Origin of the sequence: Oricola indica (assembly GCF_019966595.1) — a bacterium.
GTDB classification, from domain to species: Bacteria; Pseudomonadota; Alphaproteobacteria; order Rhizobiales; family Rhizobiaceae; genus Oricola; species Oricola indica.
The window spans coordinates 557004-572985 of sequence record NZ_JAINFJ010000003.1; the positions used below are offsets into that span (position 1 = coordinate 557004).

A 15982-nucleotide genomic window follows, 5' to 3' on the forward strand; every position below is an offset into this window, starting at 1 on the left:
CTACTGGCGCAGCATTGTCTTGACGACGCCGCTCGCCTTGGCGAAATCCATCTGGCCGGCAAAGCGCTGCTTGAGCGTCGACATGCATTTGCCGACGTCGCGGAGGCCTTCGGCGCCTGTTTCCTGGACGACGTTCTGGCAAGCCTGCTGAACTTCTTCTTCGCACATCTGCTTCGGCAGAAATTCCAGGATAACCGCAGATTCGCTGCGCTCCTGCTCGGCAAGTTCGAGACGCCCGGACTGCTCGTAAGTCGCGGCCGACTCGCGCCGCTGTTTGACCATCTTGGTCAGGATATCCGATATCTCGCTGTCGGAGACGGGATCCTTGCCGGCGGCCCGGTTGGCAATATCACGATCCTTCACCGCCGCGCAGATCAGGCGCAGTGTTGAAATACGTGTATTGTCCTGGGTTTTTTGAGCATCCTTGAGCGCAGCTTGAATCGCATCGCGCATCGTAAAAAACTCCTTGATGGTCGCCGGACCATAGCGCCGTTCAAAGCGCAAAGCAAGAGCGACCAAAGCCTATAACGTGTTGAATTTGCTTCGTTTTTTTATCCACAGCCAGAATGTGATCACTGGCGGATCACAAAAAAGCCACAAATCGCTACGAACGCCTCACCGCCATTTGCGGCCCTGTGATCAGCTCGCACCCGGTGTTTCCAGCGCCTAGATATGGTGTTACAGGCCCGCTACGGCAAGATGCCCCCCAATCACTGTTCCGAGAGCCCCATGACCGACCCCGCCGCACCCGAAACCACACAAACCGAAACCGCATGGACGATTGCCAAGCCGACCGCCCTCCTCGTTCTCGCCGACGGGACTGTTCTGGAAGGCAAGGGCTTTGGCGCAAGCGGCGCCGTGGAAGCGGAAGTCTGCTTCAACACGGCCATCACGGGATATCAGGAGATCCTGACCGACCCGTCCTATACCGGACAGATCGTGACCTTCACCTTCCCGCATATCGGCAATATCGGCACGAATGACGAGGATCTCGAAGATCTGAACCCTGCGCGCCGGGCGGGTGCCGTCGGTGCGATCTTCAAGGCCGATATCACCGAGCCGTCGAACTACCGCGCCTCAGAACATCTCGACGCATGGCTGAAGGCGCGCGGCATCGTTGCGCTCTCGGGCATCGATACGCGCGCGCTGACGGCGCATATCCGCGAGCACGGCGTGCCGAACGCCGTATTGGCGCACGAACCGTCCGGGCAATTCGACATCGACGCGCTGAAGGCGCGCGCAAAAGCCTGGGGCGGACTGGTCGGCCTCGATCTTGCGAAGGAAGTCACCTCGGGCCAGTCCTCGACATGGGAGGAGACGCCATGGGAGTGGGACAAGGGCTACGGATCGTATTCGGTCGGCGACGGGGACATGCACATCGTCGCGCTCGACTATGGCGTGAAACGCAACATCCTGCGGCTTCTGGCCGGTCTGGGCACCAAGGTCACGGTCTTGCCGGCCACGGCGACAGCCGAAGACGTGCTGGCGCTGAAGCCTGACGGCATCTTCCTGTCGAACGGTCCGGGCGACCCGGCGGCGACCGGAGAATACGCCGTGCCGACGATCAAGGATTTGCTCGATACCGGGATACCGGTCTTCGGCATCTGCCTTGGCCACCAGATGCTGGCGCTGGCGCTGGGCGCGAAGACCGTGAAGATGCACCAGGGCCATCATGGCGCGAACCACCCGGTCAAGGACCACACCACCGGCAAGGTGGAGATCGTGTCGATGAACCACGGTTTCGCGGTCGATTCCGGCTCCCTGCCGGCAGGCGTGACCGAAACGCACATCTCGCTTTTCGACGGCTCGAACTGCGGATTGGCGGTCGATGGCAAGCCCGTCTTTTCGGTGCAACACCACCCGGAAGCTTCGCCCGGCCCGCAGGACAGCCATTATCTTTTCAAGCGCTTCCTGAACCTGATCCGCGAAAAGCGCGGCGAAGAGGCGCTGGCCGAGCGCTAACGCCCCGAAAAGCTTTCCATATCCGCCGGATGCTCTAATCTCGGATCATGGAAAGCTACGACATCACCGAATGGGGCCAGCGGCTGGGGGATTTCCTCCGCTTGCTGCAAGGCTATGTCGCGCAACCCTGGACGCTCTACCAGTTCCTGATCATCGCCGCCTGTTTCGGCGTCGCCTATCTGCTTTCGCTGAAGATCGAGCCTGCGCTCGAAGAGAGAGCGCGGCAGATCAAGGGCAATCCGGGGCTGTTGCGCGTCATCATCGCCTTCATGCGACGCACCGAATGGGTGATATTCCTTGTCTTCCTGGCGGTTGCCCGGGAAGCGATCCTGATGATGACATGGCCCAGCCGCAGCTACATGCTTTCACTGGCGCTGGTGCTCGGCTTCACATGGCTCGCCGCCTCCGTGCTGACACGGATCATCCGCAGCCGTTCGCTGGCCCGATTCGTGGCCTTCTGCATCTTTGTCTATGTCGCCGTCGGCGTCCTCGATGTGCGCGACGAGGCGCAGACATTCCTGGATGGTCTGGCGGTCAATCTGGGCGATTTCCGGCTGTCGGCGCTGTTCGTGCTCCGCGCTATCGCGGTGACGACGGTGCTGCTCTGGGTGGCGCATATCGCCGGCAGCTTCATCGCCAGCCTCATCGCCACCTCGTCGGACCTGTCGCCCTCTTTCAAGGTGCTGGCAGGGAAGGTGGTGAGCATCACGCTCACCGTGCTGGCGGGGATGATCGCGCTCAATGCCATCGGCGTCGATCTGACCGCGCTGACGGTTTTTTCCGGCGCGGTCGGCGTCGGGCTCGGCTTCGGGCTGCAGAAAGTGGTGTCGAATTTCATCTCCGGCGTGATCATCCTTGCCGACAAGTCGATCAAGCCGGGCGACACGATCGAACTGGGCGACACGTTCGGATGGATCCGCGAATTGCGGGCCCGCTTCGTCTCGGTGATCACCCGCGACGGGCGTGAATACCTGATCCCGAACGAGGATCTGATTACCCAGCAGGTGATCAACTGGTCGTTCTCCGACAAGTTTGTCCGCCTCGACGTCGATTTCGGCGTTTCCTATGACAGCGACCCGCATGAGGTGATCCGCATCGCCATCGAGGCGGCGCAGTCCGTCGAGCGCGTGGTGGCCAACAAAAAGCCGGTCTGCTGGATGACCGCCTTCGGGTCGTCGTCGATCGACTTCAAGCTGCGCTTCTGGATCACCGATCCGCAGGGCGGATTGACCAATATTCGCGGCCAGGTGCTGCTGGCATTGTGGGACGCCTTCAAGGAGGCGGATATCAACATCCCCTTCCCGCATCGCGAGCTCATCATGCGCACGCCGGTGGAGGTGGTGCACAAGGATGGAAAGGCGGACTAGAAACCGGTCAAGGCGAATCTCTCCTGAAACGTTCCGGCGCCGTGTCATGCGATAGCGGCCCCGAAACAGGAGCCAGATCATGCCGACACCGAACCTCGTCCTCCTCTATGTGGAAGACCCAGCCAAAAGCGCCGCATTCTACGAAACGCTGTTCGAGACCGCGCCGACCGCAGTCTTCCCGACCTACGCCGCCTTCGATTTCGAGAACGGGACCAGCCTCGGCCTGTGGTCGACCGCCGCCCGGGATTTTGTCTCCGGCGGCTCGGGACACCGCAGCGAGATCGCTTTCATGGTTCCCGCCGAAGACGAGGTGCGGGCGTTGCACGAGCGGTGGTCGGAAGCGGGAATCGCGATCGAGCAGGCGTTGCACGACGCGGTCTTCGGCCTGACCTTCGTCGCCATCGATCCGGACGGGCACCGCATTCGCGTTTGCATGCCGGACGAGACCTGACAAACCGTCGGGCCTTCATCGCCGAACATTCATCGTCGAATATGGCGCCCGTCATCGACGGTGGGGCCGTCCGGATCGGGCAGCACTTCCGGCGCGCCGCCAATCATCTCGCCGGCATAGGCCGCCTTGCCCTGCCGGGTGGCGGGGACGCCGCGGCGGCGCGCGGCGCCGGCCGTACCGCGGCCGACAATGCGGCCACCCTGGGCCAGAAGCGCGGCCGCGAGGAAGCCAAGGGCGGCCCAGATCGCGCCTGTCGCCGTCAACGGCACGCCAGGCCTGAATTCCTGCCATGCACCATGGACAAGCGTCGGGTCGCTTTCGCCGATCAGCGCGGCAGGCCGAGCGAAGTCCGGCCATGTCTCGAAGCGGACAGCCTGACGCTGCAGGCTCTCATAGCGGTGGATCGCCTTGCCGATTGACATGCCGCGCTCACGCAGGAAAGCGTCGGCGGAGGCGCGGTAGCGGCTCAGCGCTTCCTGCCGCGACAGGTCGCTGCGGTTGGCGTCGGCGTCGAAATCCTCGACGATCGTGCGCAATTCCTGCAATGCGCCGCCAAGGCGCTGGCGATATTGCTGGGTGAATTCCGGCGCCTGCGACGTCACCGCTGCACCGGCGATACCGGTCACGACGACAATGGTACGCGCAATCAGGGCCATGCTCTCCTCCCGTGCAATGCAGATTAACACAGCCATATGAAAAGTAATGTGCGGCGAGTTGGTTGCCCAGCGATCAAGGCTGATCCTGATCGCCTGACGCCTTCTCCCCTTTCGGGCTGAGGCGATATACCCCGCGTTCGACGCGCTCGAACCAGCCATAGTGATCGTCGGCCATGATCGTGCGCGCACGGGTAACCCCGGTTTCCCTGGCAACGTGGGACGCCTTGGAAGGGCCGGCCTCGCCGAGATATGCCGCGACGCGCATGGCATCCTGCCGGTAGGCGGTCATGATCGTCGTGCGATTCGATCCGCCGAGATTGGGGTCTCCGACACGGCGGGCGAATTCGCGGAGCAAACGCGCCGATTTCGCTTTGCTTTTGCGCGGCGCATAGGGGCCGGGATCGAGGTGGATTTCCGTGAACCCGTCTTCCATGCGCACGGTAATCAGACCGAGACCCAGCCGGCGGCAGAGTTTCAGGTTGGATTTCAGCGATGAAAGGAATGCGCGGCCGCTTCCGCGCGGCACAGCCACATAGACCGTGTCGGTAATCGCCAGCCGGTCGATCGCCTGATGGAAGAGCGACAGGGTGAACCCCGTTTTCAGTTCGACGACAAGGGGCGGCTCGTCACCTCGGACCCCGACGACATCCGCTGCGCCTATCTCCGACTTGACCTCGTAGCCCTGCTCCTCGAGCAACTTCTTGACCGGTGGATAGAGGTCGGTTTCCTTCGGCTTCGCCATGCGAAGTCGTCAGACAGGATTGTTGAACGTGTCGCAATCCTGCAGCCGTCCGGACTGGAAGCCGCGATTGAACCAGTCGCGGCGCTGTGCCGACGTGCCGTGGTTGAAGCTCTCGGGCACGATATAGCCCTGCGTCCGGCGCTGGATTGCATCGTCGCCGATCTGTGTCGCGGCGTTGAGCGCCTCCTCCAGGTCGCCGGCTTCAAGCAGCCCTTTCTGCGCCGTGAAATGCCCCCAGATGCCGGCGAAGCAATCGGCCTGCAGTTCCACGCGGACAGACATCGCATTCGCTTCGGCCGCGCTCATCGTGCGGCGCATGCGATTGAACTCCGGCAGGACGCCAATGACGTTCTGGACATGGTGGCCGACCTCATGCGCGACGACATAGGCCTGGGCGAAGTCGCCGGCAGCCTTGAAGCGACGCGCCAGTTCGTCGAAGAACGACACATCGAGATAAAGCTTCTTGTCGCCCGGACAGTAGAACGGGCCGGATGCCGCGCTGGCGTAACCGCAGGCGGACGAAACCTGCCCTTCGAAGAGGACGAGGACCGGTTCCGGATAACGCTTGCCGTTTGCCTCGAAAATACCGCCCCAGACATCTTCCGTCTCGGCGAGCACAGTCGCGACGAACTGGGTCGTCTGATCGGTGCGTGTCGTGCCGGTTGGCGCGCTGGTCTGTGTCCGCGGCGCAACCTGATCGAACGGGTTGGAGCCGCCGCTCCCCGCCAGGATCGCGAGAGGATCGATACCGCAGGAGCGCAGCACGAAGAACAGGACGACCAGCAAGACGATCCCGCCTATCCCGCCGCCACCGGCGCGCATTGTGCGGCCGCCGGAGGGAATGCGCACACGCGGTCGGGGGGAATACCCGGAAGTGCGGCGGGAGCGTTTGCCGCGCATGTCCTGGATGTTCGAACTCTGTCGGCGGCCTTCCCAGCGCATATGCTGTCTCCTTACGCACGAATCCCATCAATGGCGCAGGAATGAAAAAGCTTCAAGGCGTCGAAGGTTGCAGCCTGGCTTAACCCGGCGGCGGTCAAGCGGACAGGCCAAGGCGGCGCGCAAAACCCGGAAAGGCCTTCGCAGCGACAAAGAGGGCGAACAGAACCGCCGCGCCGACCGCCGCATACCCCAGCAAGGGATGATCGCCGTGAAAGGCGAGCCGGTTCATCAGGCGGCCCGGCAGGAAGGTGAAGGCCCCTGCCCCGATCAGCGCGAAGACGTAGAGACCGCGCATGGTGTTCAGGTGGCGAGCGATGTCGCGTTGCCGCGCGGCGCGCAGCGCGATCCATAGCGAGCCCAGCGTGACGACGGAAAGGATGTGGATCGGGCTGAACGGGCCGATCATGCGGATCGTATGGATGACGAAGGAAGACAGTGCGGTCAGCGCCATGAGTGCGACCCAGACCTTGCCGAGATTGCGGTGCAGGCGGTCGCCCTTTCGGCGGATCAGTACATAGCCGCCGATCAGGAAGGCGAGGATGGCGGCGACGACGTGCACCTGAATGGCGAGCGATGCGTTTGCGAAGAGGGCGAGGTTCACGGCAAACTCCTTTTGCGTGCGCTTTTCGTTGTTCGAAACGCTTGCTAGGAAAGCTGCATGGAGCAGCACAATTCCGATTACGCGGACAGACGGGACGCCTTCGCGAAAGGCGGCGCGCTGCAATTCGCGCTTCGCGAAGTGCGGGGGCTTTTGCGTCGTCCGGGCTTCTGGATCGTGCTCGCGGCGGCCATCGCGATCCTCGTCGTCAGCGGCCCGTCCGACACGCTGACCCGTTTCAACGCAGCCGAGCGAACCGCCTATTGGGCGACGATCGCGTTCCCCACCTTCGTGACAGGCCAGTTTGCAACTGTGCTTCTCGTGCGGCTGATCCGGCCGCTCATCGGCGCGCGCATACCGTCGATCGCGCTCGGGGCGCTACTGGCCGCCTTGCCGATTACGGCGGAGGTCTGGCTGGTCAATTTCGTCTTTCCCGATTCAACGCCGACTTCCGCCGCCGATCTGGTGGGGCTCTACGGCATGTGCCTTGTGATCACGCTGGCGATCGCGACGATCTACGATGTGTCGAGCCCAAAGGCGGCGGAAACGGTCCCGTCTCCCGCACTCGCGGAGGACAACGGCAACCGCTTCCTGAAACGTATTCCGGCCCGACTGGGTACGGAACTCGTCAGCCTGCAGGCGCAGGATCATTATCTGGAAGTGACGACGACCAGGGGGCACGATCTCATCCTGATGCGGCTCTCCGACGCGGAGGCCGAATTGGCCGGTTATCCCGGCATGCGCGTGCACCGGTCCTGGTGGGTGGCGCGCGCCGGCGTAGACGGCATCGAGACGGCGGGGGACCGAATGACGATCCGGCTGTCTAGCGGGGCCGTCGCGCCCGTCAGCCGTGCGAATCGGACGCGGGTGAAATCCTGGATGTCGGGATGAGCCCCCTACCGGATGGTTGAAGAGCATGTTTACGTAACGTTATAAAAACCATGTAACATTCGAAGAATGAACGACATTCAGAAAAACAATCGAGAAAGCACTCGACGCCGCGCCCTAAAGGCCGGTCTGGTCTCCTACCATAATGACGAGATGTCGGTTCCTTGCACTGTTCGCGACGAGAGCGAGTCCGGCGCGCGGCTGCAATTCGAGCGCCACGTCAATCTGCCGGCAAGCTTTCACCTGACGGTCCCGCTCGACGGCAAGAAATGGCCTGCAGCGGTCCAGTGGACCAAAGGCCTGGTCTGCGGCGTACGTTTCACCGGTCCGGCGGTTCCCTCAGACATACACCGCAACCAGTATATCGAGCACTATCAGCCTGACGAGAACGCCGGCCAAGAGCCCGGCGCAAGACCATCGGCCACTCCAGCGCCTGAAACCGAAAGACAGCCGGCGCCATCGACCATCCGCAGGAAGCCATTCGGTCGGCGCAAATAGTCGATCGGGGTCGCCCTCGGCCGACGGATTTTTCTCGGCAAAACTTCCGCAGGGGGTTACATGGCGAAGCGGTTTACCCTATAGCCCGCGTCTAGCCTGAAATTCGAGTTTTCACGCCGGATGAGCCCAGCCCATCCGGTCGTTTTGCACGAGCCGGACCACACCATGCCCAAACGTAATGATATCGACACCGTCCTCATCATCGGCGCGGGGCCGATCGTCATCGGGCAGGCCTGCGAATTCGACTATTCCGGCACACAGGCCTGCAAGGCGCTCAAGGAGGAAGGCTACCGAATCGTCCTGGTCAATTCGAACCCGGCGACGATCATGACCGACCCGGACCTGGCCGACGCCACCTATATCGAGCCGATCACGCCCGAGGTCGTCGCCAAGATCATCGCGCGCGAGCGGGCGGAACGCCCGGACGAGACCATGGTGCTGTTGCCGACCATGGGCGGCCAGACGGCGCTCAACACCGCGCTCTCGCTGCAGCAGATGGGCGTCCTCGAAAAATACGATGTCGAGATGATCGGCGCGAAGCCGGAAGCCATCGACAAGGCCGAGGACCGCAAGCTTTTCCGCGAGGCGATGGACAAGATCGGGCTGGAAAGCCCGCGCTCGGTGCTCGTCAATGCGACCGAGATCAAGGATACCGACCGCAAGGCGCATGAAGCGAAGCGCGCCGATCTGAAGGCGAAGCTTTCCGGCGCCGAACTCGATGCCGCCCTGGATCGTCTGGAGCAGGAATGGCGTGACGGGACGTCCGACCGCAAGCAGCGCTACATGAACCATGCCATGGGGCTTGCCGCGCAGGCGCTCGAGGAAGTCGGATTGCCGGCGATCATTCGCCCGTCATTCACGCTTGGCGGAACCGGCGGCGGCATTGCCTACAACCGTGCCGAGTTCTTCGAGATCGTGCAAAGCGGCCTCGACGCGTCGCCGACGACGGAAGTCCTGATCGACGAGAGCGTGCTCGGCTGGAAGGAATATGAAATGGAAGTCGTCCGCGACAAGGCGGACAACTGTATCATTATCTGTTCCATCGAAAACGTCGATCCGATGGGCGTCCACACGGGTGATTCCATCACCATCGCCCCGGCCCTGACGCTGACCGACAAGGAATACCAGGTCATGCGTAACGCATCGATTGCGGTGCTGCGCGAGATCGGCGTCGAAACCGGCGGCTCCAACGTCCAGTTCGCGGTCAATCCCGACACAGGACGCCTCGTCGTCATCGAGATGAATCCGCGCGTGTCGCGCTCTTCCGCGCTCGCATCGAAAGCGACCGGGTTCCCGATCGCCAAGGTGGCTGCGAAGCTCGCGGTCGGCTACACGCTGGACGAACTCGAAAACGATATCACCGGTGGCGCGACCCCGGCATCGTTCGAACCGTCGATCGACTATATCGTCACGAAGATCCCGCGTTTTGCCTTCGAGAAATTCCCCGGCGCCGAGCCGACTCTGACAACCGCCATGAAATCGGTCGGCGAGGTCATGGCCATCGGCCGGACATTTGCGGAATCCCTGCAAAAAGCGCTTCGTGGTCTCGAAACCGGCCTGACCGGACTCGACGAGATCGAGATCCCAGGCCTCGACGAGGGCGATGACAAGAACGCCATTCGTGCCGCCATCGGCACCCCCACGCCGGACCGTCTTCGGATGGTGGCGCAGGCTTTCCGCCTTGGCTTCACGATCGAGGAAGTTCATGCGGGCTGCCAGATCGATCCGTGGTTCCTCGAACAGATCAAGGCGATCACCGACATGGAAGCGCGCATCCGCGCGCATGGCCTGCCACAGGACGCAACCAACCTGCGCATGCTGAAAGCCATGGGCTTTTCCGATCAGCGTCTCGCAGGACTGACCAACTCGACCGAGAAACACGTCGCCCAGCTGCGCCATGCACTGGAAGTGCGCCCTGTCTTCAAGCGCATCGACACCTGCGCGGCCGAGTTCGCGTCGCCGACCGCATATATGTACTCGACCTACGAAACGCCCTTCGCGGGACAACCCGCCAACGAGGCGGGAATATCGGATCGCAAGAAGGTCGTGATCCTCGGCGGCGGGCCGAACCGGATCGGCCAGGGCATCGAGTTCGACTATTGCTGCTGTCACGCCGCCTTCGCCCTGAGGGACGCAGGCTTCGAAGCGATCATGATCAACTGCAACCCGGAAACGGTCTCGACCGACTACGACACGTCGGACCGGCTCTATTTCGAGCCATTGACCGCGGAAGACGTGCTGGAAATCCTGAAACTGGAACAGGAGAAGGGCGAACTTCTCGGCGTGATCGTCCAGTTCGGCGGCCAGACGCCGCTGAAACTCGCCGATGCGCTCGAAAAGGCCGGCATACCGATCCTCGGCACTTCGCCGGACGCGATCGACCTTGCCGAGGACCGCGACCGTTTCCAGAAGCTGCTGATCAAGCTCGATCTGACGCAGCCGAAAAACGGCATCGCCTATTCGGTGGAACAGGCGCGGATGGTCGCCGCCTCGCTGGGTTTTCCGCTGGTCGTCCGGCCATCCTACGTCCTGGGCGGTCGCGCGATGCAGATCATCCGCGAGGATTCAGGCCTCGACTCCTACCTTCTCGGTACGGTCCCGGAACTGATCCCCGAGGACATCAAGGCGCGCTATCCGAACGACAAGACCGGGCAGATCAACACGCTGCTCGGCACCAACCCGCTGCTGTTCGACACCTATCTGACCGATGCCGTGGAGGTCGATGTCGACTGCCTGTGTGACGGCACGGATGTCTATGTCTCCGGCATCATGGAGCATATCGAGGAAGCCGGCATTCACTCCGGCGACTCCGCCTGCTCCCTGCCCGTTCACACGCTCGGCCCCGACATGGTCGCGGAACTGGAACGGCAGACGATTGCCCTCGCCAAGGCGCTGAATGTCGGCGGCCTGATGAATGTGCAATACGCGATCAAGGACGGCCAGGTTTACGTGCTGGAGGTCAACCCGCGCGCCTCGCGGACCGTGCCCTTCGTCGCCAAAACGATCGGGTTGCCCATCGCCAAGATCGCGGCCCGGATCATGGCCGGCGAGATGCTGGAGCCGGCAATCGGAAATTACGGCACACGGCGCGATGTCAATTCGCTGAACCACATCGCGGTCAAGGAAGCCGTTTTCCCGTTCTCCAAGTTCCCCGGCGTGGACACCCTGCTTGGACCGGAGATGCGGTCGACCGGCGAAGTCATGGGGCTGAACCACGACTATGCGGTGGCTTTCGCGAAGGCGCAGCTCGGCGTCGGCGTCGATCTGCCCAAGACGGGATCGGTGTTCATTTCGGTGAAGGACAGCGACAAGGCCCGCATTCTTGACACTGCCAAGTTGTTCATCGAACTCGGATTCGGCGTGCTGGCAACCGGCGGTACGCAGCGCTATCTCGCCGAAAACGGCGTCCCGGCGACCAAGGTCAACAAGGTTCTGGAAGGCCGCCCGCATATCGAGGACGCAATCCGCAACCGGCAGGTGCAACTCGTCATCAACACGACGGAGGGCAAGAAGGCCTTCGCCGACTCCAAGCCGCTCCGCCGTGCCGCGCTGATGAACAAGGTTCCCTACTTCACCACCATGGCCGGCTCCATCGCATGCGGCGAGGCCATCCAGGCGCTGACCAAGGGCGAATTGCAGGTCCGACCACTGCAGAGCTACTTCGGATAGAGAAATCCGGGCGGGCTTAACGGCCCGCCATCCTCACTGTCTGAAAGCCGAAGACCGCCGCGATTGCCGCAACCATGGCCGCCGCCACATAGGCGACGACCATGCCCGTGCGGGCGCCATCCATATCCGCCGTATCGCCGAAGCCCGCCAGGTTGGCGACAAGGCCGAATATGGCGGCCCCGAGTGCGTAGCCAGCGGTTTGCAGGGTCGGCAGCATGGCCGAGGTTCGGTCGCGTTCCACGCCGCCGCCGACCCGGTCCATCAGCAATTGGCAGAGCGGGCCCCAATTCAGCCCCATCCCAACGCCCATCGTGACCTGTCCGACGATCACCAAGGGCAGTGCATGAGCGGCAACGCCTATGGCCGCGAACACCATCCCGAAGGTCAGCAGCACCGACGAAACCGCGATCGCGCGCAATCGTCCAACCTCGCCCGGGATCATGGCAACGAGGATCGCGGTGCCGCTCCAGGCGACGGCAAGACTTGCGGCCCACGCGCCCGCTAGGGTCGGGCCATGCCCCCACAGGAACTGGAACCCGTAGACCATGAAGACGGCGCCGGCCGCCTGCGCCAGCGGCATCAGCAAAATGACCCACAGCCCCGCGCCGACCACGTCGTCCCAACGAAACGCAGTGGCGGGCAGGATGGCGCTCCTGCTGCGCCGGTCACGGCGAAAGGTGGCGTAGAGCATCAACATTGCCGCGCCGGACATGGCAATCGCGAGACCCGGCGTCGTGGCGGCCGCAACGGAGATCAGAAGGATGGCACCGCCCGCGAGGGTCAAACGCCCGACAGGCATCGGCGCCACGGCATCGGCCTCGCCGCCCGGCGGAACGGTCGGGAAGACGAGAATGATAAATGCGATTCCCATGGCGATGTTGAAGGCGAATGCCATTCGCCAGGAAAGGAACTCGGTCAGGAAGCCCGCGAGCAAAGGACCGCTGAATGCCGCTATCGCCCAAATGAAGGCTTCGAGGCCGAAGATTTTCTGCACGAGCCTTGGCGGAAACAGGACCGGGATCAGCGCGTAACAAATCGCCGCGACAACACCCTCCCCAAAGCCCTGCAATGCCCGCCCTGTTATGAGGACCGGCATGTTGGGAGCGAATACCGTGATGATGCTGCCGACAAGGAAAATCAGGGCCGAAACCACCAGCGCCCGGCGCGCGCCCAGCCTCGCCTTGACATCGGTCGCGGCCAGTCCGCCCACGATCGCGAAAACGAGAAAGAAGGTGAAGGCCCAGGAAATCAGCGCCGCTCCGCCGAGTTCCTCCACGGCCGACGGCAGCGCCGTCGAGATGAAGAATTCGTTGAACGCATAGAGCGCGACGCCGAGGCTGATCGTCGTCGTCGGGCCGAGATAGCGCAGCGAAAGAAGCGCGCGCCATTCGCCTTCGGCAAAGGCCGGCATCTGATCTGTCAAAAGCAACTCCCGCGCGTTCCATCCGGGCGGAACTGCTACAACCTCAACGGTGGTTGAGGTCAAGAGAATAAACCTTGAACCGGCACCGAATTGATGGAGCGGCGTGATATGCGTAGCTTGCGCGTATCAGATGCTCGACGCTTGAAGGCACAGTAATGCAGTTGTCGCGCCGTGTACGGCGTTTGGAGGATTTCAGACGAACCTCTTTTCCGGAGCTGAACCGATGTTCCTGTTCCTGAAAAACTTCCTGGCCCGATTGCGTTTGCCGCGGAGTGCCCTGCCCGTCCCTTCCCTGTCTGCCGCCGACATTGGAGCCTCGAACGAACCTTACCGCGATGCATTCGGCTACCATGATCCCGAGCTGGGCGACCTAAAGGACGATTGGAATTACGCTTGCTGGCGCGGACGCATGGTCTTCGAGTCGGGCGAGGATTGCGACCTTGTGCTGCTGGAAAGGGAGGAGGACGGTTTTCCCGACAGCGATCCACGTCCGTCCGGACTTGCACGCCTGCGCGATGCGCGGCTCATCTTGGAAAGCGAATTGATGGGCCGTGCGACCAGAGCCGTCATCGAGGCTCGCATGGCGCGCCTCAACTGGCGCGACGGACCACCGGCGGACCGGTGGGGACCGATCCAGATCCTCGTCTCGAAAGACGATACGCTCCGGCTGGCCATATACGAAGGCGAAACCGATGAATATTCGCTCTGGATCGTGCGTTTCGACGAGTTGAACAGCCCCGTGGAGGTGCGCCGAACGCCTTTCATCGCAACCGACAAGACGATCGACGACGTGGGCATCATCGTCTGAATATCGGCCTTGTCGTCCTCACGTCATTTTTCTTCGGCAGTGCTTCGCGTTATCCTTCCCTAAAGAAAGGTAACGCCCCATGCCCAAGAACATCGTCATCCTGTGCGACGGGACGTCCAATGAAATCACCGAGAGCCGCACGAACATATTGCGGCTCTATGGCTGCATGCGAAAGAACGACGACCAGCTCGTCTACTACGATCCCGGCGTCGGCACGTTCGGCGGGGCGAATGACTGGCTGAGTTGGACGCGCAAGGCCAAGGAAGTCTGGGGGTTGCTGACCGGCTGGGGTCTCGACCAGAATGTGAAGGAGACCTATCGCTTCCTTGTCGAGAACTTCGATCCAGGCAAACCGAAAACGAAGACCCGGGCCGCAGTCCCACCTGACACGATCTTCATTTTCGGTTTCAGCCGCGGCGCGTATACCGCCCGTGTCCTCGCAGGCTTCATACACGCATTCGGCATCATGGAGCGCCATCAGCTCAACCTGCTGGACTACGCGTTCCGCACATACAAGGCGATCAGCGACTATCGCGCTCCGGGCGACGAGGAAGCGGATATCGACCCCAACGCGGCCTTCCGCACCATGCGCCTCTATGAGCGCGCGCTCGGCACCTACCGGCCCGATATCAAGGCGCTGGGACTTTTCGACACGGTGAGCTCCGTCATCGAGATGGGCCGCTGGTTCCCGCAATTGCGCACACACGCCTTCACCAGCTCCAATCCGAGCGTCGAACATGTCCGTCATGCGGTCGCAATCGACGAGCAGCGCACCATGTTCAATCCGCTGCTCTGGCCGTCAGGCAAAGAGTTTTCCGGCCCTCCCTTCAAGCGGAAGGACCCTGTCCCGCAGGATGTAAAGGAGGTCTGGTTTTCGGGCTCGCATGGCGATGTCGGTGGCGGATATCCGGAACGCCAGAGCGCGCAGGCCAAGATACCGCTCCTGTGGATGATCGAGGAAACGCAAAAACTTGGCGTGAAATACTACCAGCCGACGGTGACGAAAATCGCTCGCGGCGAGGATGAAGATTTCCCGAAATACATGAAGCCCGGCGTCGGGCAGCCAATCAACGGCTCCATGGTCGACTTCTGGCCTTTCGTGGAGTTCCTGCCGCGACGAATCCCGGAAACGTCCTTCAAGAAAGGCCCCGATGCGCGAGGTTTCTACGTCCCGCTTTTCGACTACCGCCGCATCCCGGCCGGCGCGACGATCCATCCGACGGTTCGCGAGCGGATGAAACTCGACGCCTACTACCGGCCGCCGAACGTGCCCAAAACGCCCTGATAAGCGGGATTCGCGGCCCTATTTGCAACCTGGCTGAATCGCACTATAGTCTTTGCGAACTGAAGAAGCGGTTCCTGAGCGTTCGCTCCGGGGGCCGTTTTATTTTGTGCCGCGCCGGTGGCAGAGAGGCGCGCGCAAATCAACGGGGCCAATAAGAAGGATCAGGCCAAATGGAAAAAGCGCCAATGACTGCGAATGGTTTCGCGCAGCTCAAGGAAGAGCTTCGCTGGCGCCAGCAGGAGGAACGCCCTCGCATCATCGAGGCGATTTCCGAAGCGCGCGCCCATGGCGACTTGTCCGAGAACGCCGAATATCACGCCGCCAAGGAAGCTCAGTCTCACAATGAGGGGCGGATCGGCGAACTGGAGGATCTCGTCAGCCGCGCGGACATCATCGACATTTCCAAGCTGTCCGGCACGTCGGTGAAATTCGGCGCGACCGTGACGCTTGCCGATGAGGATACGGACGAGGAAAAGGTCTACCAGATCGTCGGCGACCAGGAAGCCGACGTGAAAGCCGGGAGGATTTCGATCTCCTCACCGATCGCCCGCGCGCTGATCGGCAAGGAGGAAGGCGACTCCGTCGAAGTTCAGGCTCCCGGCGGCGCGCGTGGCTACGAGATCGTCAGCGTGAAATACATTTAGATCGGTCAGCAAGCCGCCCGGGAACATTCCAGACAACTCACGGACTGCA

15 protein-coding genes are annotated in these 15982 nt (G+C 62.3%); 9 read left to right on the forward strand and 6 right to left on the reverse strand.

What is annotated here, in order from left to right; all coding sequences use genetic code 11:
• Positions 1 to 453 (reverse strand): GatB/YqeY domain-containing protein, encoded by a 453-nt coding sequence (locus tag LC343_RS11400; protein WP_223477224.1) that lies wholly within the window; start codon positions 451 to 453, stop codon positions 1 to 3.
• Between the two features lie 276 nt (positions 454 to 729).
• Here LC343_RS11400 and carA point away from each other — a divergent pair, with 276 nt between their 5' ends.
• The 3 genes from carA to LC343_RS11415 all read left to right on the forward strand — a co-directional run bounded on the left by carA (position 730) and on the right by LC343_RS11415 (position 3780).
• Positions 730 to 1962, forward strand: coding sequence for a glutamine-hydrolyzing carbamoyl-phosphate synthase small subunit (gene carA / locus LC343_RS11405; protein WP_223477225.1), 1233 nt, complete (start codon positions 730 to 732; stop codon positions 1960 to 1962).
• Between the two features lie 47 nt (positions 1963 to 2009).
• Positions 2010 to 3329, forward strand: a complete 1320-nt coding sequence (locus tag LC343_RS11410; protein WP_223477226.1) for a mechanosensitive ion channel family protein — start codon at positions 2010 to 2012, stop codon at positions 3327 to 3329.
• A 79-nt stretch (positions 3330 to 3408) separates the two neighbouring features.
• A complete protein-coding gene (locus LC343_RS11415) occupies positions 3409 to 3780 on the forward strand; it encodes a VOC family protein (protein ID WP_223477227.1) in 372 nt (123 codons plus the stop codon).
• Positions 3781 to 3809: 29 nt separating this feature from the next.
• Here the strand turns inward: LC343_RS11415 and LC343_RS11420 are convergent, their stop codons facing one another.
• The 4 genes from LC343_RS11420 to LC343_RS11435 form a co-directional block, all read right to left on the reverse strand.
• Positions 3810 to 4436 (reverse strand): DUF2937 family protein, encoded by a 627-nt coding sequence (locus LC343_RS11420; RefSeq protein ID WP_223477228.1) that lies wholly within the window; start codon positions 4434 to 4436, stop codon positions 3810 to 3812.
• Positions 4437 to 4509: 73 nt separating this feature from the next.
• Positions 4510 to 5178 (reverse strand): DUF2161 domain-containing phosphodiesterase, encoded by a 669-nt coding sequence (locus tag LC343_RS11425; RefSeq protein ID WP_223477229.1) that lies wholly within the window; start codon positions 5176 to 5178, stop codon positions 4510 to 4512.
• A gap of 9 nt (positions 5179 to 5187) precedes the next feature.
• Entirely contained in the window at positions 5188 to 6120 is a 933-nt protein-coding gene (ypfJ, locus tag LC343_RS11430) for a KPN_02809 family neutral zinc metallopeptidase (protein ID WP_223477230.1), read from the reverse strand.
• Positions 6121 to 6214: 94 nt separating this feature from the next.
• Positions 6215 to 6721, reverse strand: coding sequence for a DUF2306 domain-containing protein (locus tag LC343_RS11435; RefSeq protein WP_223477231.1), 507 nt, complete (start codon positions 6719 to 6721; stop codon positions 6215 to 6217).
• A 57-nt stretch (positions 6722 to 6778) separates the two neighbouring features.
• On the opposite strand from LC343_RS11435, the gene LC343_RS11440 reads away from it, so the two are divergent.
• The 3 genes from LC343_RS11440 (at position 6779) to carB (ending at position 11773) form a co-directional block, all read left to right on the forward strand.
• Positions 6779 to 7609 carry a LytTR family DNA-binding domain-containing protein gene (locus LC343_RS11440; RefSeq protein WP_223477232.1) on the forward strand — a complete coding sequence of 277 codons (831 nt, stop codon included), beginning with the start codon at positions 6779 to 6781 and terminating at the stop codon, positions 7607 to 7609.
• Positions 7610 to 7675: 66 nt separating this feature from the next.
• Positions 7676 to 8104 (forward strand): PilZ domain-containing protein, encoded by a 429-nt coding sequence (locus tag LC343_RS11445; RefSeq protein ID WP_223477233.1) that lies wholly within the window; start codon positions 7676 to 7678, stop codon positions 8102 to 8104.
• Positions 8105 to 8269: 165 nt separating this feature from the next.
• Positions 8270 to 11773 (forward strand): carbamoyl-phosphate synthase large subunit, encoded by a 3504-nt coding sequence (gene carB / locus LC343_RS11450; protein ID WP_223477234.1) that lies wholly within the window; start codon positions 8270 to 8272, stop codon positions 11771 to 11773.
• Between the two features lie 16 nt (positions 11774 to 11789).
• Here carB and LC343_RS11455 read toward each other — a convergent pair whose 3' ends face one another.
• Entirely contained in the window at positions 11790 to 13196 is a 1407-nt protein-coding gene (locus LC343_RS11455) for an MFS transporter (protein ID WP_223477235.1), read from the reverse strand.
• Positions 13197 to 13419: 223 nt separating this feature from the next.
• On the opposite strand from LC343_RS11455, the gene LC343_RS11460 reads away from it, so the two are divergent.
• From LC343_RS11460 to greA, 3 genes are all read left to right on the forward strand, one after another.
• Positions 13420 to 14004 carry a hypothetical protein gene (locus LC343_RS11460; protein WP_223477236.1) on the forward strand — a complete coding sequence of 195 codons (585 nt, stop codon included), beginning with the start codon at positions 13420 to 13422 and terminating at the stop codon, positions 14002 to 14004.
• Positions 14005 to 14083: 79 nt separating this feature from the next.
• Entirely contained in the window at positions 14084 to 15289 is a 1206-nt protein-coding gene (locus LC343_RS11465) for a T6SS phospholipase effector Tle1-like catalytic domain-containing protein (RefSeq protein WP_223477237.1), read from the forward strand.
• 170 nt (positions 15290 to 15459) lie between these two features.
• On the forward strand, positions 15460 to 15933 hold the full coding sequence (gene greA, locus LC343_RS11470; RefSeq protein ID WP_223477238.1) for a transcription elongation factor GreA: 474 nt from the start codon (positions 15460 to 15462) through the stop codon (positions 15931 to 15933).
• The last annotated feature ends 49 nt before the right edge of the window (positions 15934 to 15982 follow it).